Here is an 18240-nt window from a genome sequence, read left to right on the forward strand (position 1 = left end):
GTTCCGCCGTCAATCATGCTGTGGGCGACACGGATTCACGTGAAACCTACGAATGGCTGTTGCGCAGCTCGACTTTCACGACCTTGCCGCTGGCATTGCGCGGCAGTTCCGGGACCACCACGAGTTCCTTCGGGTGCTTGTACCGGGCCAGGTTCTCGTTGAGGAACGGTTCCAGTTCGGCCAGGGTCAGCTCGGCGTCCGGGTCGGTGAGGGCAACGACCGCGACCGGGACCTCACCCCACTTCTCGTGCGGACGCCCGATGACGGCGGCCTCCCGGATCTGCGGATGGGCGAAGAGCACGTTCTCCACCTCGGCGCAGTAGATGTTCTCGCCGCCGGAGATGATCATGTCCTTCTTGCGGTCCACCACATAGATGAAGCCCTCCTCGTCCTGGCGGACCAGGTCGCCGGAGTGGAACCAGCCGCCGGCGAAGGCATCGGCGGTGGCTTCGGGCTTGTTCCAATAGCCCTGCATGAGTGTCGGTCCGCGGTAGACGATCTCGCCGACCTCACCGGGGGCGACGTCATTCATCTCGTCGTCGACGATGCGGGCCTGGATGGTCGGGATGGGCTTGCCGACGGAACCGAGCTTGCGGATCGCGTCCTTGCCCTCGAGCACGCAGGTGATCGGCGACATCTCGGTCTGCCCGAACACCGCGACGTTGAACGCGTCCGGGAAGCAGTCGGCCATGGCCTGCAGCACCGTGTCGGAGGCCGGCGCGGCGCCCCAGCTGAGCGCCTTCAGGGCGAGCTTGCGTTCTTTGACGGTCGGTTCGGCGCAGATCAGCTGCCACTGCGCGGGCACACAGAACGCCGTGGTCGCCTGCTCGGCCTCGAGGGCGTCGAGGAATTCGGTGGCGTCGAAGGCGCCGAGCGGATGCAGCACGGTCTTGGCACCGAGCATGAAATACGGTGCGAGACTGCCCAAGCCCGCGATGTGGAACAGCGGGGAGGTGCAGAAACCGATCGACTCCTGATCGATGGCCAGCGCCCGGATACAGGTCAGCGCCTGGGCGTTCATATTGGCGTGCGACAGGATCGCGCCCTTGGGGCTGCCGGTGGTGCCCGAGGTGTACATGATCAGGCTCGGGGTGTCTTCGGGGATGTCGAGCGGGGTATGCGGCTGCCCCTGCTCGGCGATCAGTTCGTCGTAGCCGAGCACGCCGTCGCCGGACTGCCCGCCGATGACGATGCAGTTCTCCAGCGATTCCACCTGCCCGCGGACCGCGGCGGCCAGCGGCTGCAGCACGGTGTCGGTGACGATCACCTTGGCGCCGCTGTCGGAGGCGATGTAGGCGACCTCGGGCGGGGTGAGCCGGAAGTTCACCGGGACCGCGATGGCGCCGAGGGCGTTGATGCCGAAGACCGACTCCAGGTATTCGGGGTAGTTCAGCGCCAGGATGAGCACCCGGTCACCGAAGCCGACGCCGCGGCGGGCCAGCGCGTCGGCGAACTTCAGCGAGCGTTCGTGCAGCTGCCGCCAGGTGGTGTCGGCGCCGCGGAACCGCACCGCGACCTCGTCGGGCCGCATGGCCGCGTGGGTCGCGAGCTGGTTGTTCCAATGATTGCGCCGCGATCTGATCGGCTCGTCCAACGCTTGCACACCGGTGGTCATCCAGGCACTCCTCTCCCGCACGGTGGCCGCCGGAGCGTCCGGCGGTGGTGACGGGCTCAACCTGTGCGAAGAATAACAAGTAACTTACCCGGCAACAAGGATTCGTGCTGCTGATTCGGCGTTAATCTTGCGGTTCTACGGCTGCGGACGCCGGTCTGACCATATCCGCAGGCTATCGGCGGTTTATCGGGCTCGACAGAAAGAGGCGCCGAGCCAGCAGGAACGCGGCCGTATGCGAATCACCACTCACTTACAGCTTGTCGAGAGGTTGATTCGCGTGTCACGATCTCCCCGAAAGCGGGTGCGCCCGCGAGGAGCAGAGGGAGAAACAATGCTGCGGACCAGGTTCACCGAGACCTTCGGCGTGGAACATCCGATCGTGCAGGGCGGCATGATGTGGGTCGGGCGCGCCGAACTGGTCGCGGCCGTCGCCAACGCGGGCGGGCTCGGCTTCATCACCGCCCTGACCCAGCCCACCCCCGACGACCTGCGCCGCGAGATCGCGCGCACCCGGGAGCTGACCGATAAGCCGTTCGGCGTCAACCTCACCATCCTGCCCTCGATCAACCCGCCCCCGTATGCCGAATACGTGCAGGCGATCATCGACAGCGGCGTGAAGATCGTGGAGACCGCGGGCAGCAACCCCGAACCGTTCCTGCCCGCCTACCGCGACGCCGGCATCAAGGTGCTGCACAAGTGCACCAGCGTGCGGCACGCGCTCAAGGCCGAGCGGATCAGCGTGGACGGCGTGAGCATCGACGGCTTCGAATGCGCGGGCCACCCCGGCGAAGACGACGTCCCCGGCCTGGTCCTCATCCCCGCCGCCGCCCGCGAGCTGAGCATCCCGATGATCGCCTCCGGCGGCATCGCCGACGCCCGCGGCCTGGTTGCCGCGCTGGCCCTGGGCGCGGACGGGGTCAATATGGGCACCCGCTTCCTGTGCACCCAGGAGTCGTGCATCGACCACAAGGTCAAGGAGCGCATCGTCGCGGGCAGCGAACGCGACACTCAGCTCATCTTCCGCACCATGCGCAACACCGCCCGCGTCGCCGACAACGAGGTCAGCCGCAAGGTGGTCGAAATCGAGAAGGCCGGCGGCACTTTCGAGGACGTGCGCGATCTGGTCGCCGGCGCCCGTGGCCGCCGCGTCTTCGACGAGGGCGATCTGGACGCGGGCATCTGGTCGGTCGGCCTGTGCCAGGGCCTGATCCACGACATCCCCACCTGCGCCGAACTCATCGAGCGCATGGTGAGCGAGGCGGAGCAGCTGATCACCGCGCGGCTCGCGGAGACCGTCGTCGTCAGCTGATCCGCTGGATGCCGGGGTGCGCGTTCGGCATCCCGGCATTTGCACCGGAACGACCCGCGCAGGTCGCGACGCTACCCGAGTGGGCGATGGCTGGGCGGGCCGCGCACTGTGGTGTGCCGTCCGACGCTCAGTGGTGCCGCGCCGCCAGCGCTGATACCGCGTCGTGGTCGTGGGCGGCGACCACTTCGATGCCCTCGGGGAGGGCGTGCAGGCGGTGGATGGTGGCGAAGGTGGCGTCGCGGTCTTCGTCGAACAGCAGGCCGGGCATGGGGGCCTTCTCGCGGATCAGCTCGATCTGGAGCTTGTTCCAGACGGCGTCACCGGCCAGCAGGACACGCGAGCCGTCGTCCACGGCGAGTAGGGCGCCGATGCTGCCGGGGGTGTGGCCGGCCAGGTCGACCAGGATCACCGAGCCGTCGCCGAAGAGGTCCTTGCTGCGGTGGAAGGTGAGCACCGGTGGGCCGTCGAGTTCGAACGGGGCGCAGGGGCGGTGGTCCAGCGTGGCCCGCACCACCGACATCGGGGCGTGCGGGCCGGTCTTCGCCCAGGCCAATTCTGTTGCGGGCAACTTGATCTCGATCGAGGCGGGCAGCTCGAACAAGCCCGAGACGTGGTCCCAGTGCAGATGGGTCGGCAGCACGAAATCGATATCGGCGACTGCGATATCGCGGGCGGCGAGCGCATCGGACAGGCCGAGCACCGGCTTGTCGGGGGCGACCAGCAGCGGGATGGGGAACGGCAGTCCCGGCAGCACCCGGCTGTGCGGGTCGGCGCACAACGCGGGGTCGACCAGGAAACGGGCGCTGCGATGTTCGACCAGATACGAACCCATCGCCATCGGCAGCTCACGCAGACTGCGCACACCCTCGGCGACGATGGTGGCGGGCGCCGACATGGTCGCCTGCGGAATCACTCGCAACCGGACGTTCGTCCGAGCCGGCGGTAGCGGCGCCTGCTCGATACTCGCCAGCAATCCGGTATCGGGGCGGCGCGGTCGCAGCAATCGGGGTGGCGTCGCCGCCAGGGCCGCGCAGCAACGCAGCAGGGTCGGCACGGTCGGAATACGCCCTTCGCGGATATCGGCCACGCTGCCACGGTAGGCGATCCGGCGTGTCGGCGAAAGGGCACGCAGGCAGCGCAATCGCACCTTGCCGACACCGGATTCTCCGGCATAATCGCGGGGGTACCAGCCGGGGTGCGCGGCTGCCGATACTTGACGCGGGGAGAGGGGTCGGATGGCGGCGGATCTGCCAGGGGGCCAAGCGCTTACCCGTCGCACCCTCACCGACACCACCGTCGCGACGATCGCCGAAATACTCGCGGTGGACCCGTCCACGATCAGCACCACCGCACCCTTCGCCGACCTCGGTCTCGGCTCGGCGCAACTGGCCCGGCTGACGGCGCGACTGGAGGACATCAGCGGTCTCGAGGTGCCGGTCACCGCGGTGTACGACCATCCCGATATCGAACAACTGGTCGACTCCCTCATGCGATGAGCCCACCCCAGCCCACCGCCGTGCCGGTCTCGATCATCGGAATCGGCTGCCGCCTGCCCGGCGCCGACGGGCCGGAAGAGTTCTGGCAGCTGCTACTCGACTGCCGCGATGTGACCGGCATGCCGCCGCCCGGACGCGCCGGGCATCGTCGCGGCGGTTATCTGGCCCACATCGACCGATTCGACAACGAATGGTTCGGCATCTCCGGCCGCGAGGCCGCCCTGATGGATCCACAGCAGCGCATCGCATTGGAGGTAGCGGTCGAGGCGCTCGACGATGCCGGAATCGGTTACCGCGCACAGGGTTCGGCCGGTGCGGTGATCTTCGGCGCGTGCGGATTCGAGCACGGCGGGGTGGTGCTGGGGCGTGGCGGTTACGACCCGCCCTACGCAGTGACCGGCTCGGCGTCGAGCATCATCGCCAACCGACTGTCCTACGTCTTGGACCTGCGTGGTCCGAGTCTGGTGGTCGATACCGCCTGTTCGTCGTCGCTGGTCGCGGTCGACCTCGCGGTGCGCCTGCTCGCCGATGAGACGGTGCCGTTCGCGGTGGTCGGCGGCGTCAATCTGACGCTGCTGCCGCACACCACCGACTATCTGGCCGAGGCCGGTTTCCTCTCCCCCGCAGGCCGATGCATGCCGTTCGACGTTGCCGCCGACGGGTATGTGCGCGGCGAGGGGTGCGCTGTCGTCGTACTCCAACGCAGCGCCGACGCCCGGCGCGAAGGGAACAGGGTTTATGCCGAGATCGCCGGGTCGGCGGTCGGTTCGGACGGGCGATCCAACGGTTTGTACGCACCGAACGGGCAGGCCCAACGAGACATCATCCGGGCGGCATGGCGCCGTGCGGGGCTGACACCCGATCTGCTCGGCTATCACGAATGTCATGGCACGGGAACAGCTTTGGGAGACGCCGTCGAAGTCGGGGCGCTCACCGAAGTACGCGCGGACACCACGCGAACCACCTTTATCGGATCACTGAAATCGAACGTCGGCCATCTGGAGGCGGCGGCAGGCGTCGCCGGACTGATCAAGGCCGGTCTGGCAGTGCACCACGGAACCATCCCGCCCACAGCGAATTTCGCATCGCCCAATCCCCTGCTCCGTCTCGGCGAGCGCGGGCTGCGCGTGCCCGATGAGCCGGTCGATTGGCGTGCGGTGCCGGTGAACGAGCGGTACGCCGGGGTCAGTTCGTTCGGATTCGGCGGGACCAATGCGCACGTTGCGCTGCGCGGGATCGCCCGGGTACAGGCGCCGGCGCCGCAGCCGCCGATGCTCATTCCGCTGTCCGGACGCGATGCCGGCGAGCTGCGGGAGACGGCGGTGCGCATGGCGGGCATGCTGGATCCGAGGCTCGATGCCGGGAGCACATTCGATTCGGATGCCGGCGGACCCGCCGGTACCCGGGAAGCATCGGCATCGGCGGGGGGTCGCGAGGTCCGGCATGACCCCGCTGACGAGGGACCCGCCGGTACTCGGGGGACTTCCGTATCGGCGGGAGGCCACAAGGCCCGGCATAACCCAGCTGACGAGGGACCCGGTACCCGGGGGAATTCCGTCTCGGCGCGAGGCCGCCAGGCCCAGCATCGCCCCGCTGACGACATGGCCAAAGGCAGCAAGGCCGATGCGACGGCCGCTGTACGCGCCGATTCGCCCTCACCCTCGGTCGATCCAGGGGTGTCCCTGCCGGTACAGGCCGCCGGAGCCGCACGGCTGCTCGGCGAGACGGTGCGGGCGGCGGTGATCGCGGGCGACCGCGATGAAGCTGTGGCCGGGCTCAGCGGATTGGCGGCCGGCACGCAGGGTCCGCGCGTGATCGGCCCGGCGGCGCGGCGGCGGCCGGGTGGGCTGCTGTTCCTGTTTTCCGGTCAGGGTGCCCAGCATGGGCGGATGGGACGGGTGCTGGCGGCGCGGTATCCGGTCTTCGCTCGCACGCTCACGGCGACTGCCGATGCCATCGTGGAGGCCGGCGGTCCGCGCGTGTGGACCCCACGGCGCGGGTTCGGCGGGAATGACGGGGACGCAACGGATTTCGTTCAGCCTGCCTTGTTCGCCTACCAGATCGCCTTGGCGGCTCTGCTGAACTCGTTCGGTGTGCACCCCGACGGGGTGGCGGGGCACAGCCTCGGCGAAGTCGCGGCGGCGGCGGTGAGCGGGGCGCTGGACCTGGAGGATGCGGCTCGCGTGGTGGTCGCGCGCAGCCGGGCTCTGGCGCGGCTGGACGGCCACGGCGCTATGGCGGTGCTGGAGGCCGAGCCGGATCAGGTGGGGCTGATGGTGGAGCCGCTGCGGGATTCGGCCGGGATCGCCGCGGTGAACGGGCCGCGGTCGGTGGTGGTGTCGGGGTCGAAGCGGTCGGTGGAGACGGTGGTGCGGCGGGCCCGGCGGCGCGGGCTGTTCGCCCGGCGGGTGGCGGTCGAGTTCGCGGCGCACAGTCCGCAGGTGGAGACGGTGCTGCCGGAGTTCGGCGCGGCCATCAAGGACGTCGTCGCGCGCGTACCGCAGACGCCCCTGTACTCCACCGCTCACGCCGGTCGGGTGATCACCACCGACGCCACCGACGTCGAGTACTGGCTCGACAATGCCCGCGGCACGGTCGAACTCGCGCAGGCGATGGAGGCCGCGGCGGCCGCCGGGATGTCGACGGTGCTGGAGATCGGCCCGCATCCGCAGCTCATCGCGGCGGTACTCGATCACCCGGATCTCGATCTGGCGGCGCATCCGGCGACCGTCCGCGACGACGAGGCCGCCGGACTGCTCACCTGCCTCGCCCAGTTGTATGCCGAAGGGCGGGCGCTGGATTGGTCGGCCCTTGGCGAGTTCGCGGGTGCGCCGCGCAGGCGGTGGCGGCGCCGGCGGTTTCCACTGGTGGTCGGCGAAGCATCGGGCGGGGTGGCGGATCTCGGCGAGCACGTCGTCGCCGGGGCGGCGCTGATACCTGCCGCGTACTGGCTGCGGCGGTTCACCGACCTCGCGCACGAGTGCGGCCGGGCGGCGATCGCGGATCTCGTCGTGCACCAACCCGCGACGGCCGAGGCGACCGCCGAGGTGGTGTTGCGGCGGGAATCGGAAAGTGTGCGGGCGGAGGCCCCGGGTGCCGGAACGCTGGCTAAAGCACGGCTCACCGATGGCCCCACACCCGGTGACATCATCGCATGGATGCGCGTGGTCGATGCCAATCGGGCTGGTCGCAGCGGTATGCGTGTCCTCGCCGCGACCGCCTTCTATGCCGCGTTGCGCGAGCACGGGCTCGAGTACGGGCCCGCCTTCCGTCCACTGCGCGCCATCGTGAGCGACCGCGACCGCGCCATCGGCACCTTCGCCGAGGACGGCCTCGAGCACACCGCAACCGTCGACGGCTGCCTGCAACTGCTCGCCGCCTTCGATCACGCCACGCTGCCGGCCGACTCGATTCCGCTGCCGATCGCCGTCGGATCCGCCTGGCTGTCATCGGAACCGGGCCGCCACATCCACGAAGCCCACGCCCTGCTGCGCACTCGCACCGCGACCGGCCTCGTCGGCGACATCATCGCCACCGACCAGCACGGCGCGCCCGCCCTCGCGCTCATCGGCGTCCAGATCCGGTTCACACATCGGTCCGGCGGCTCCGTCCCGGCGGTGCCGGAAACTACCTCCGGCCGATCCCCTGCGAGGGATCGGAATCCTGGGATCGTCGAGGATCCCTGGCAGACGGGCACGCGCCAGTTCGATCCCTGGCAGCCGATGGCACCGTTGACATCGGCTCGGTCGCAACCGGGATCCCTCGATCCGACGGATATAGCGGACGGCACAGTACTCGGCGCGGGCTTCGGCGCGGGCGCCGCGACGGTGTGGTGGCGCGAGGTGTGGGAACCGTTCCCGATCGCCGGACTGCTCGCCGAATCCCCGCGCGATGCGGAATCGGCGGCCGGTATCCGGCGCACCCTGGTCGTCGGTGAATCGGAGGCCGCCATCCGGCTCACCCGCGAGCTGGATCGGGTGCTGCCCAGCGAGCGTGTGGCGCGGGAGGTCGAGGCGGCGGGGCCGGTGGTGGACGCGGTGCTCGCCGGGCGCACGGATGCGGCGCGGACCGCCGTCATCGTGGTGTGGCCGGCCGAGCGCGAGGACCCGGCAGGCCAGCCAACCGGCGCCATCGTCGACCGGATCGGGCTGGTGCTGGACCTGGTGCAACGCGTGCTGCGCAGCCCCGCGGCCGCCTCGTTGACGGTGGTGCTGCCCGTCCCGCCCCCTGCTGGGCGCGCGGTCGATCCCCGTGCGGCCGGCGCCGTCGCGGGCCTGCTGCGGTCGGTGCAGCTGGAGTCCGGGCGGACGGTGCGGCTGGTGTGGGCAGGCGAGGCGGCCGACCCGCGGCTGCTGGCCCGGTACCTCACCGACACCTCGCCCGCGCTGCCCACCGAACTGCGCTTCCTCGGTGGGGAACCGGCGCGCCGGCGGTTCGTCCCCGCGCATCCGCGGCCGCTGCCGACCACCATCGACCCGCACGGCACCTATGTGGTGTCCGGTGGCCTCGGCGCGCTCGGCTCGGTGGCGGTGCGCTGGCTGCTCGATGGCGGCGCCCGCGATGTGGTGGTGCCGACCCGCGCCCCGCGCCCCGTCCCCCGGCTGCTGGACGGGTTGGAGGATCGCATTGTGGTGGTGCGCTGCGATACCGCCGATCGATCCGATCTCGAGCACGCGCTGCGCGATATCCGCGAATGCGGTTCCACCATCCGCGGCGTGGTGCATGCGGCGGGCGCGTTGGAGGACGCGCTGATCGAGGACGTCACCACCGCGCAACTGGACCGGATGTTCGCGCCGAAGCTGGCCGCCGCCACCAACCTCATCGAACTCACCGCGGCCGACCCCACCGATTTCGTGCTGCTGTTCTCCTCCGCGACCGGCGCGTTCGGTGCTCCTGGACAAGCCGCCTACGCCTGCGCGAACGCCGCCATGGACGCGCTGGCCCTGTGCTATCCGCAGCGCCGGATCACCAGTATCGGCTGGGGAGTGTGGGATTGCGGCCTGTCCGAAGCCGCGGGCGGCGCCGCGCATCTGCGGCAGGCCGGCATCGTGCCCTTCGACGGCAGGCGCGGCGCCGAACTGCTGGGCCAGGCGATCGGCCATCAGGTTCCGCACCTGGTGGCACTCGATTACCGGCCGACCGCCGATCGGTCACCCGTGGCGCTGCGCCTGGCCGAGCTGATGGGTCCGCGCCGCCCCGAAGCCGTGCCCGGGCGGGCCCCGCGCCGCGACCGCGCGGCCGAACCGTTGGTACCGCTCATCCGGCGGATCGTCGCGCACACCCTGCGCCTCGATGCCGAACAGATAGATACCACAGCGGATTTCAACGACCTCGGCTTGTCGTCGCTGCTGGCGGTGGACATGCGGCGGGCACTCGAACACGAGCTGGGCATCCGCATCGCCACCGCCGAACTGTTCGGTCATCCGACCGTCGAGGCGCTCGCGGCCGCACTTGCCGACCGAATCGAACCCGCGGCTGCCGATCCGATGACGTGACGCCGATGCCCGACCTGTTGCACGAACGCGTCGCCCGGCATGCCCGAGAACGGCCTGGGGCAACGGCTTTCATCGAACTGCGGTACCGGGGAACGTCGTGCCATCCGGTACCGATCAGCTTCGCCGAATTGTTCGACGGGGCACGGCACTACGCTCGGATCCTGCTGGATATCAGCGCGTCCGGCGATCGCGTCGCGATTCTGTGTCCGCACGAATCGAGTTACCCGATCGCCTTTCTGGCCTGTTTGTACGCCGGACGTGTCGCGGTGCCGTTGTTCCCGTCGTCGCGTCCCAGTGATCAGGAACGGATCGACGCCGTCCTCGCGGACGCCCGGCCCGCGCTCGCCCTGATCGGCGCGGGAGATCACCGGACGGCGGTAGCGGTGGAGACGGTCCCGACGCTGGAGATCGGTTCCGGCCCCATCGACGGCACGCCCGGCGGTGCTCACGGCGTCGACCAGGTGTCCGTCGAAGGTGGTCGCCCGCGCGGGCAGGCCCGAGGCCGCGATCCACGAAGCCGATATCGCCGGCCCCCATCACCAGAATTTCCGCAGATCCGTGCCGAGGAGACGGCCTACCTCCAATACACCTCCGGCTCCACCCGGACACCGGCCGGAGTCGAGATCACTCATGCGAATCTCGCAGCCGCACTGGATCAATTGCAGAACGCGCTCCCGACAACCACCCAGGCGCCCATCGTGTCCTGGCTACCGTTCTTCCACGATATGGGCTTGGTTTTCGGCCTGGCGTTACCGCTGCATTCGGGCGTACCCGCCGTGACCATGGCGCCGGGCGAATTCGCGAAACGTCCGGCGCGCTGGCTGCGTGCCTGCGCCGACTATCGCGCCGGGGCCACCGCGTCCCCGAATTTCGGCTTTTCCCTCGCTGTTTCGCACGCGACGCCGCAAGAGCGTGCCGGTCTGGACCTCTCGGGTCTCCAGACGATCCTCAACGGTGCCGAACCGATCCGCGCCGCCACACTCACCGAATTCACCGAGACCTACGCCGCCCACGGATTCCGGCATCGAGCCCATACCCCCGGATTCGGCCTCGCTGAGGCGACATTGCCGGTGACCATTGCCGCCCACGACGCGGAACCGGTGACGCAGGTGTTCGACCGTGCCGCACTCGGCGCCGGGCACGCGGTGCTCGGCTCCGACGAGCGCGACGGCATGCGGCTGGTGGGCTGCGGTGTACCGGTCGGCCAGCAGGTGACCATCGTCGATCCCGACAGCGGCGTCGAGCTGGGCCCGGGCGTGGTCGGTGAGATCTGGGTGGCCGGGCCGAACGTCTGCGGCGGCTACTTCGAGAACCCGGCCGAGTCCGCGCGGACGTTCGGTCACACCCTTCCCGGATCGGACGCGGCATGGCTGCGAACAGGCGATCTCGGTTTCCGGTTCGACGGACAGCTCTATCTCGCGGGCCGCCGCAAGGACCTGATCGTGGTGGACGGCCGCAATCACTATCCGGCCGATATCGAGGCGACCGTCGCCGCCTGCGCACCCGAACTCCGGGCCGGTCGGATCGCCGCGTTCGGCCACGACGACGGGGTGCGCGAACGGTTGGTCCTGGCCGCCGAACTGTCGACGCCCGGCATCGAGGCAGTCGAGGTGAGCCGGCGCATCCGGGCCGCCGTCACGGCGTTCCACGACATCGCACCGATGGATGTCGTACTCACCGCACGCGGGCGGCTGCCGCTCACCAGCAGCGGCAAGATCCGCCGTGCGGCCTGCCGCGAACGATATGCGGCGGGCACACTCTGAGTTCCGGTCAGTCGGTCCGGCCGAGGAGCCGGTCGGTTTCCCGGCGTTCCCGCTTGGTCGGCCGGCCCGAACCGCGGTCGCGGCGCGGCATGGTGGCGAGGATTTCGCGCGATGGCGGCGGCGGGCTGCGGTCTATGAGGCATTGCGCGGCGATCGGAGCGCTCACCCGTTTGGTGATGATGCGCTCGACGATCACGATGCGTTCGATCCCGCCGACCCGGATGCGGACCTCGTCGCCCGGACGCACGGGCTGAGCGGGCTTGGCCGTGGTCCCGTTGACGCGGACGTGGCCACCTCGGCAGGCCTCAGCCGCGGCTGAGCGAGTTTTGAACAGACGCACCGACCACGTCCAGGAATCCACTCGGGCCTGGGCGGCGGTGTTCTGGTTGCCGGATTCGGCGCGGGCCACTCGTTAGACGATACGGCGCGCGGTGACGACGTCGTCCGGCGACAGGGCGGTGTAGGACACCGGGGTGCCGGACTGGACCGCGTTGAGCAGCTGACCGCCACCGGCGTAGATGCCGACGTGACCGCCACCGTTGGTGATGACGATGTCGCCCGGGCGCAGATCTTGGAACGCCACCGGCGCACCGACATGCGACTGTTCGAAGCTGGTGCGGGGCAGCTGGATTCCGGCCTGCCGGTAGGCCCACTGGACCAGACCGGAGCAGTCGAAGCTGAACGGTCCCGCCGCGCCCCAGGAGTACTGGGCGCCGACCTTGGTCTTGGCGGCATTGAGGGCGATATCGCCGGGGGAGTTGTCGAACACGCCGGGCATCACCGGGGCGAAGCCGGGAACACCGGGTGCCGGGGCGGCGGCCTGCGGCCCGCCCTGCGCGTGCGGGGCCATCGCGGCCTGCAACTGCTTGTTGAGCTCGTTCACCGGCTGCTCGAACTCGGGCGGAACGTCCACCTCGAACTTGCCGACACCGGGAACGTCGATCGTGGCCGCCGACGCCGAGATGGCCGGCATGGCCCCTGTGGATGCTGCCACCGCGCCCATGACGAGCGCACCCTTGACGGAATTCGGCAAACGAGAATCCCGCTGCAAGCTGTGTTTACCCACCGAGCTGCGTCTCCGATCTTCGTGCTCTACCGCCGACCGGGCGAGGTCCACGACAACCTGCCGATGCCCGGTTCGAACAGCCGAGATCCACGAATCCCGACCGACGATGAAGCGGTGACCAGTGGCGCCGCTTCTCTGACGAAGCGACAGACTCCACTAAGTCACGAGAAGATTACGGTGCCGACGCGATGTTGTCCAGCGCACAGAGCTGGGACTTTTCACAATCTGCACGGACGAATGCAAACACGCTGGGCAACCGGATCATTGACGGAATGGGCCGCGGATAACGGACCGATGTCACTGGAGACGCCCCGTTATCGGACCGATGCCGATACCCGAACCCCGTCGGCGCTGGCCAGAGCGTTCCCGTCCCGGAAACTCCGGAACAACCGATATCGCAGCATCCACTCAGCTATCGCCCGGCGCCCGACCCGCTGGTGAGATCGCCGACCGATCGCTCGAGTTCTTCGATCCGGCGCCGCGCGGCCGCCAGCTCCACCTCCAGCTTGCCGACCGCCATCACCAGCGGCCCGACCGCCAGGTCGGCGACCAGCTGCGGATCGTCGTAACCGCGTTCGATCGCGATCAGGATGTTGTCGCGGATCCGGCTCGCGACCACCGAACCGGCGGGCACCTCCCAGGACTCGACCACCTCGGCGGTGCCGGAGGGGATGTCCTCTTCGCCGGGCAACTGCTGCTCGCCGGACATGATCGACTCCAATCTTCGCGGGAGTCCCAGCCTAGTTTCGCCCCGTTCCGGCGCCGGCCCGCCGCTCCGTGCTCAGGAATCGATAGCAGTATCTAGAACACGCCGTAGAGATGCCCAGATATCGCTGACCGGACGCGCTACGGTGTCGGGGTATGGACCCCGTGCGCAATCCGTATGCCCCAGGCGCCGGACAGCGCCCGCCCGAATTGGCCGGGCGCGGCAAACAACTCGACGCTTTCGATATCGTGCTCGAGCGCATCGCGCGCGGCCGCCCGGAACGCAGCGTCATGCTCACCGGCCTGCGTGGCGTCGGAAAAACCGTGCTGCTCAATCAACTTCGTTCCGCCGCGGTCTCACGCGGCTGGGGGACCGGCAAGATCGAGGCGCGCCCCGATCAGGAATTGCGCCGCCCGTTGTCCTCGGCGCTGCATATGGCGGTGCGCGCGATCGCGATGGCGCATCGCAATCCCGAGCGGGTCGATGATTTCCTCGGCATCCTGAAGGCCTTCGCCTTGCGCGCGACCGCCGACAAGGGCATGCGGGAACGCTGGCAACCCGGCATCGACGTGCCGGCGGTGACCGGACGCGCCGATTCCGGCGATATCGAAATCGACCTGGTGGAACTGCTGGTCGAGGCGGCGGCTCTTGCCGCCGATATCGGGGTCGGGATCGCGATTTTCATCGACGAGATGCAGGACCTCGGTCCCGCCGACATTTCCGCGATCTGCGGCGCCTGCCATGAATTGAGCCAGGACGCGGCGCCGCTGATCGTGGTCGGGGCGGGCCTGCCGCATCTGCCCGCGGTGCTCTCGGCTTCCAAGAGCTATTCCGAGCGGCTGTTCAGCTACCACCGCATCGACCGGCTCGACCGCGAATCCGCCGATCAGGCGCTCATCGCGCCGGCCGAACGCGAGGAAGTCAAGTTCACCGACGACGCCTTGCGCGCGCTCTACGAAAAGGCCGACGGCTACCCGTATTTCGTACAGGCCTACGGCAAGGCGACCTGGGATCAGGCACCGGGCAGCCCGATCACCGCCGAGGACGTCGCGGTCGCCGCGCCGACCGCCGAGGAGGAACTCGCGGTCGGCTTCTTCGGTTCGCGCTACGAACGCGCAACCCCGGCCGAACGCGAATACATGCGGGCCATGGCGGATCTGTCCGGCGATGACGGCCCGGTGGCGACGGCGGCGGTCGCGGCGGAATTGGGGCGTAAACCGGCCTCGCTGTCCCCCGCTCGCGACGGCTTGATCAAGAAGGGACTGATCTACTCGGCCGAACGGGGCACGATCGGGTTCACCGTGCCGCATTTCGGCCGGTATCTGCGCAGCGTCTGATCTGGGGCCGCATCTATCAAGATCGTTAGAAACCCGTAGAAATAGCTGAGCTCCAGACCTACCGGCGGGTAACCAACTTTCCTACACTCGAATGTGATCCCGATCACGTCCGAGGAGCAGATATGGCCACCACCGCGAAAGTCGACGCCACCGAGGAACAGGCCCGCGCGCTCGTCGAGGAATCCCGCGAAACCGGCTGGGCCAAGCCATCGTTCGCCAAGGAGATGTTTCTCGGTCGCTTCCGGCTCGATCTGATCCACCCCTATCCACGGCCCACCGCCGAAGATGCCGACCGCACCGACGAATTCCTGGCCCGGCTGCGTCCGGTCTGCGCGTCGATGGACGGCACGGTGATCGAGGAGCAGTCCCGCATCCCGGACGACTACGTCCGCAGCCTGGCCGACCTGGGCTGCTTCGGCTTGAAGATCCCGCCGGACTACGGCGGTCAGGGCCTGTCGCAGTACGGCTACAACCGGGCGCTCATGCTGGTCGGCTCGGCACATCCGAGCCTGGGCGTGCTGCTGTCGGCGCACCAGTCCATCGGCGTGCCCGAACCGCTGAAGCTGGCAGGCACCGAGGAGCAGAAGCGCGAATTCCTGCCCCGCTGCGCCGCGGGCGCGGTCAGCGCCTTCCTGCTCACCGAGCCCGATGTGGGCTCCGACCCGGCCCGCATGGCGAGCACCGCCACCCCGACCGAAGACGGCGAAGCGTACGAACTCAACGGCGTGAAGCTGTGGACCACCAACGGCGTGGTGGCCGAACTACTGGTGGTGATGGCACGAGTACCCAAGAGCGAAGGCCATCGCGGTGGGATCTCGGCATTCGTGGTGGAGGCGGATTCGCCGGGTTTGACCGTGGAGCGGCGCAATTCGTTCATGGGCCTGCACGGCATCGAGAACGGCGTCACCCGGATGCACAACGTCCGGGTGCCCGCGCGCAACCTGATCGGCCGCGAAGGCGACGGCCTCAAGATCGCGCTCACCACGCTCAATGCGGGCAGGCTGGCCATTCCCGCACTGTGCACGGCGGCCTCGAAGTGGTCGCTCAAGATCGCCCGCGAATGGAGCACCCAGCGGGTCCAGTGGGGCAGGCCGGTCGGCGAGCACGCCGCTGTCGGGGCGAAACTGTCGTTCATCGCGGCCACTACCTTCGCGCTGGAAGCGGTGCTCGACCTGTCGGCCACCATGGCCGACGAGGGCCGCAATGACATCCGGATCGAGGCCGCGCTGGCCAAACTGTGGTCCAGTGAAATGAGCTGCCGGATCGCCGACGAGCTGGTGCAGATCCGGGGCGGGCGCGGCTACGAGACCGCCGCCTCGCTGGCCGCCCGCGGCGAACGCGCGGTACCCGCCGAACAGCTGGTGCGCGATCTGCGGATCAACCGCATCTTCGAAGGCTCCAGCGAGATCATGCGACTGCTGATCGCCCGGGAGATGGCCGATGCGCATATGGCCGCGGCCGGTGCGCTGGTGGATCGCAATGCCGGACTCGAGGACAAGGCCAAGGCGGCGATCGGCGCCGGCGGCTTCTACGCCAAGTGGTTCCCGCAGCTGGCCGTCGGCGCGGGCACGGTGCCTGCGAGCTATCCCGAGTTCGGCCCGCTGGCCAAGCATCTGCGTTTCGTGGAACGCAATGCCCGCAAGCAGGCCCGGTCGCTGATGTACGCGATGGCGCGCTGGCAGGCGGGGCTGGAGTATCGGCAGAACTTCCTCGGCCGGATCGTCGATATCGGGGCGGAGCTGTTCGCCATGTCGGCGGCCTGCGTGCGGGCCCAGGACCTGCGGACCTCCGGGGCGGTGGAGGCGCGCTCGGCGACCGAACTGGCCGACACCTTCTGTCAGCAGGCCCGGCTGCGGGTGAAGGCGCTGTTCGACGCGCTGTGGGACAACACCGACGACGAGGATCGGGCGCTGACCAGGGGCATCCTCGATGGAAACCACGAGTGGCTGGAGGACGGCGTGCTCGACCAGAGCGAGGGCACCGGGCCGTGGATCGCGGAATGGCAGTTCGGGCCGTCGACCGAGACGAACCTGCTGCGCCCGTTCCTGCCCTCGACCCGACGGGTGGGGACCTGACGGCGCACGTTCGCGATGGGATTATTCGCCGCTATCGGCTTGGCACTAGATAGCCCGATACTTTCATCGCGAACAGACCCGGCACCTGACGGCCACGCGGCTCGGCGTCGTCGCGAGGACGATCTATCTATTTCTAGGAAATCTGCTCGATAGCCGTAGACATACCTCTAGTACTCCTCAGCGCTTTCTGCCCGCATCTAGCAGAGCCGCTAGAGACGGGCAGAGTGTCCTGAGCGATCCCATCCGCCGCCCCAGATCGACCGCCGGACTCGGTTGGGCAACGTGTGCATAACGCCAGGTACGCCCGGCTAACGGCGCGGAAATCGGCAGCGACATCCGGACAAGAACACTCCGACCACGGTGCGGGCGCGGATCCCACCGGGGGCCGACAGGAGATTGTCATGTCCACGACGACCCTTGCCCGCCGGGCAGCCGATGACGGCCACCGCCTCACCGTGGCCACCGACGACGGTGTCCCGCTCGCCGTGCGCATCTTCGGCTCCGACGACGCGGCGCTCACCGTCGTCTTCGTGCACGGGCACTGCCTGCACACCGAATCCTGGTCGTTCCTGCGCGCGCATCTGCTGCGGCAGTGGGGCGGCGGCACCCGGATGGTGTTCTACGACCACCGCGGGCACGGCGAATCCGGTGCGGCCGATCCGGTCACCTACACCATCGAACAGCTCGGCCGCGATCTGGACACCGTGCTGCGGACCGTGAGCCCGCGCGGTCCGGTCGTCCTCGTCGGGCATTCGATGGGCGCGATGGTGGTGCTCGCCTACGCGCGACTGTTCCCGCAAACCATAGGCACCCGCGTCGCCGGGGTCGGACTCATTGCTGGCGCGGCCGGCGGACTCACCGAGGTCGGGCTCGGCCGCCTGCTCAACCGGCACGCGGTGAACTCGCTGCACTTCGCGGTGCGCCGGGCGCCACGGTTCATGCAGGCCTCGAAACGGCTCTCACGGCGAATCCTCGAACCTATCCTGCGCGAAGCGAATTTCGGTACCAGGAAAGTGAATCCGCGTCTCGTCGCTCTTGCCACGGCGATGCTGAACGAGACCTCGCTGCTCACCATGGCCGGGTTCCTGTCGTCGCTGCGGGCCTTCGACGAGACCGCGGCGCTGCATCGGCTCGGCGCGATTCCGGCGCTGGTGCTCGCGGGCACCGCGGACATCATGGTGCCGTTCACCCATTCGGTGGTGCTGGCCTCGCAGCTGTCCGGCTCGGAACTGGTCCGGCTGGAAGGGGCAGGTCATGGCGTGATCTTGGAACGCGCCGAGGAGGTCGCGGCCTCGATCGCCGGCCTGGTCGAGCGAGCCTGCGCGGCGGCCCGCGGGCACGGCCGGGAGTACGCGACGGCCGGGTGATCGATGGGTTA

The 18240-nt window shown here is 69.0% G+C and carries 12 protein-coding genes; 7 read left to right on the forward strand and 5 right to left on the reverse strand.

Going from position 1 to position 18240, the window contains the following annotated elements:
- Positions 1 to 46 precede the first annotated feature (46 nt).
- Complete coding sequence (fadD5, locus tag NOCYR_RS27390; RefSeq protein WP_014353673.1) at positions 47 to 1615, reverse strand: fatty-acid--CoA ligase FadD5; 1569 nt, start codon at positions 1613 to 1615, stop codon at positions 47 to 49.
- A 331-nt stretch (positions 1616 to 1946) separates the two neighbouring features.
- Here fadD5 and NOCYR_RS27395 point away from each other — a divergent pair, with 331 nt between their 5' ends.
- Positions 1947 to 2924, forward strand: a complete 978-nt coding sequence (locus NOCYR_RS27395) for an NAD(P)H-dependent flavin oxidoreductase (protein ID WP_014353674.1) — start codon at positions 1947 to 1949, stop codon at positions 2922 to 2924.
- A gap of 127 nt (positions 2925 to 3051) precedes the next feature.
- On the opposite strand, the gene NOCYR_RS27400 is transcribed toward NOCYR_RS27395, so the two are convergent.
- The gene (locus tag NOCYR_RS27400; RefSeq protein ID WP_231856003.1) at positions 3052 to 4011 is read right to left on the reverse strand and encodes an MBL fold metallo-hydrolase; all 960 of its coding nucleotides are present in this window, start codon (positions 4009 to 4011) and stop codon (positions 3052 to 3054) included.
- 148 nt (positions 4012 to 4159) lie between these two features.
- On the opposite strand from NOCYR_RS27400, the gene NOCYR_RS27405 reads away from it, so the two are divergent.
- From NOCYR_RS27405 to NOCYR_RS27415, 3 genes are read left to right on the forward strand one after another with little or no spacing between them, the layout of a single operon-like run.
- The gene (locus NOCYR_RS27405) at positions 4160 to 4420 is read left to right on the forward strand and encodes an acyl carrier protein (RefSeq protein WP_048833788.1); all 261 of its coding nucleotides are present in this window, start codon (positions 4160 to 4162) and stop codon (positions 4418 to 4420) included.
- Entirely contained in the window at positions 4417 to 9915 is a 5499-nt protein-coding gene (locus NOCYR_RS27410) for a type I polyketide synthase (RefSeq protein WP_014353676.1), read from the forward strand. The genes NOCYR_RS27405 and NOCYR_RS27410 overlap by 4 nt, the downstream gene beginning before the upstream one ends.
- A gap of 5 nt (positions 9916 to 9920) precedes the next feature.
- Positions 9921 to 11678, forward strand: a complete 1758-nt coding sequence (locus tag NOCYR_RS27415) for a fatty acyl-AMP ligase (RefSeq protein WP_048833789.1) — start codon at positions 9921 to 9923, stop codon at positions 11676 to 11678.
- A gap of 7 nt (positions 11679 to 11685) precedes the next feature.
- Here NOCYR_RS27415 and NOCYR_RS27420 read toward each other — a convergent pair whose 3' ends face one another.
- From NOCYR_RS27420 to NOCYR_RS27430, 3 genes are all read right to left on the reverse strand, one after another.
- The gene (locus tag NOCYR_RS27420; RefSeq protein ID WP_014353678.1) at positions 11686 to 12087 is read right to left on the reverse strand and encodes an RNA-binding S4 domain-containing protein; all 402 of its coding nucleotides are present in this window, start codon (positions 12085 to 12087) and stop codon (positions 11686 to 11688) included.
- Positions 12088 to 12090: 3 nt separating this feature from the next.
- Positions 12091 to 12681: a C40 family peptidase gene (locus tag NOCYR_RS27425; protein ID WP_014353679.1), complete on the reverse strand. Its 591-nt coding sequence runs from the start codon at positions 12679 to 12681 to the stop codon at positions 12091 to 12093.
- A gap of 475 nt (positions 12682 to 13156) precedes the next feature.
- Entirely contained in the window at positions 13157 to 13453 is a 297-nt protein-coding gene (locus tag NOCYR_RS27430; protein ID WP_014353680.1) for a hypothetical protein, read from the reverse strand.
- A 152-nt stretch (positions 13454 to 13605) separates the two neighbouring features.
- On the opposite strand from NOCYR_RS27430, the gene NOCYR_RS27435 reads away from it, so the two are divergent.
- The 3 genes from NOCYR_RS27435 to NOCYR_RS27445 all read left to right on the forward strand — a co-directional run bounded on the left by NOCYR_RS27435 (position 13606) and on the right by NOCYR_RS27445 (position 18229).
- Positions 13606 to 14787: an ATP-binding protein gene (locus tag NOCYR_RS27435; RefSeq protein ID WP_014353681.1), complete on the forward strand. Its 1182-nt coding sequence runs from the start codon at positions 13606 to 13608 to the stop codon at positions 14785 to 14787.
- Between the two features lie 122 nt (positions 14788 to 14909).
- The gene (locus tag NOCYR_RS27440) at positions 14910 to 16862 is read left to right on the forward strand and encodes an acyl-CoA dehydrogenase family protein (RefSeq protein WP_014353682.1); all 1953 of its coding nucleotides are present in this window, start codon (positions 14910 to 14912) and stop codon (positions 16860 to 16862) included.
- Positions 16863 to 17263: 401 nt separating this feature from the next.
- On the forward strand, positions 17264 to 18229 hold the full coding sequence (locus NOCYR_RS27445) for an alpha/beta fold hydrolase (protein WP_014353683.1): 966 nt from the start codon (positions 17264 to 17266) through the stop codon (positions 18227 to 18229).
- Positions 18230 to 18240 lie beyond the last annotated feature (11 nt).

Origin of the sequence: Nocardia cyriacigeorgica GUH-2 (assembly GCF_000284035.1) — a bacterium.
Classification (GTDB): domain Bacteria; phylum Actinomycetota; class Actinomycetes; order Mycobacteriales; family Mycobacteriaceae; genus Nocardia; species Nocardia cyriacigeorgica_B.

Excerpts from the sequence above, each read along its gene's own strand:
- fadD5 (WP_014353673.1), bottom strand. The coding sequence starts at position 1,615 with ATGACCACCGGTGTGCAAGCGTTGGACGAGCCGATCAGATCGCGGCGC.
- NOCYR_RS27395 (WP_014353674.1), top strand. The coding sequence starts at position 1,947 with ATGCTGCGGACCAGGTTCACCGAGACCTTCGGCGTGGAACATCCGATC.
- NOCYR_RS27405 (WP_048833788.1), top strand. The coding sequence starts at position 4,160 with ATGGCGGCGGATCTGCCAGGGGGCCAAGCGCTTACCCGTCGCACCCTC.
- NOCYR_RS27410 (WP_014353676.1), top strand. The coding sequence starts at position 4,417 with ATGAGCCCACCCCAGCCCACCGCCGTGCCGGTCTCGATCATCGGAATC.
- NOCYR_RS27415 (WP_048833789.1), top strand. The coding sequence starts at position 9,921 with ATGCCCGACCTGTTGCACGAACGCGTCGCCCGGCATGCCCGAGAACGG.
- NOCYR_RS27425 (WP_014353679.1), bottom strand. The coding sequence starts at position 12,681 with ATGGGCGCGGTGGCAGCATCCACAGGGGCCATGCCGGCCATCTCGGCG.
- NOCYR_RS27430 (WP_014353680.1), bottom strand. The coding sequence starts at position 13,453 with ATGTCCGGCGAGCAGCAGTTGCCCGGCGAAGAGGACATCCCCTCCGGC.
- NOCYR_RS27435 (WP_014353681.1), top strand. The coding sequence starts at position 13,606 with ATGGACCCCGTGCGCAATCCGTATGCCCCAGGCGCCGGACAGCGCCCG.
- NOCYR_RS27440 (WP_014353682.1), top strand. The coding sequence starts at position 14,910 with ATGGCCACCACCGCGAAAGTCGACGCCACCGAGGAACAGGCCCGCGCG.
- NOCYR_RS27445 (WP_014353683.1), top strand. The coding sequence starts at position 17,264 with ATGTCCACGACGACCCTTGCCCGCCGGGCAGCCGATGACGGCCACCGC.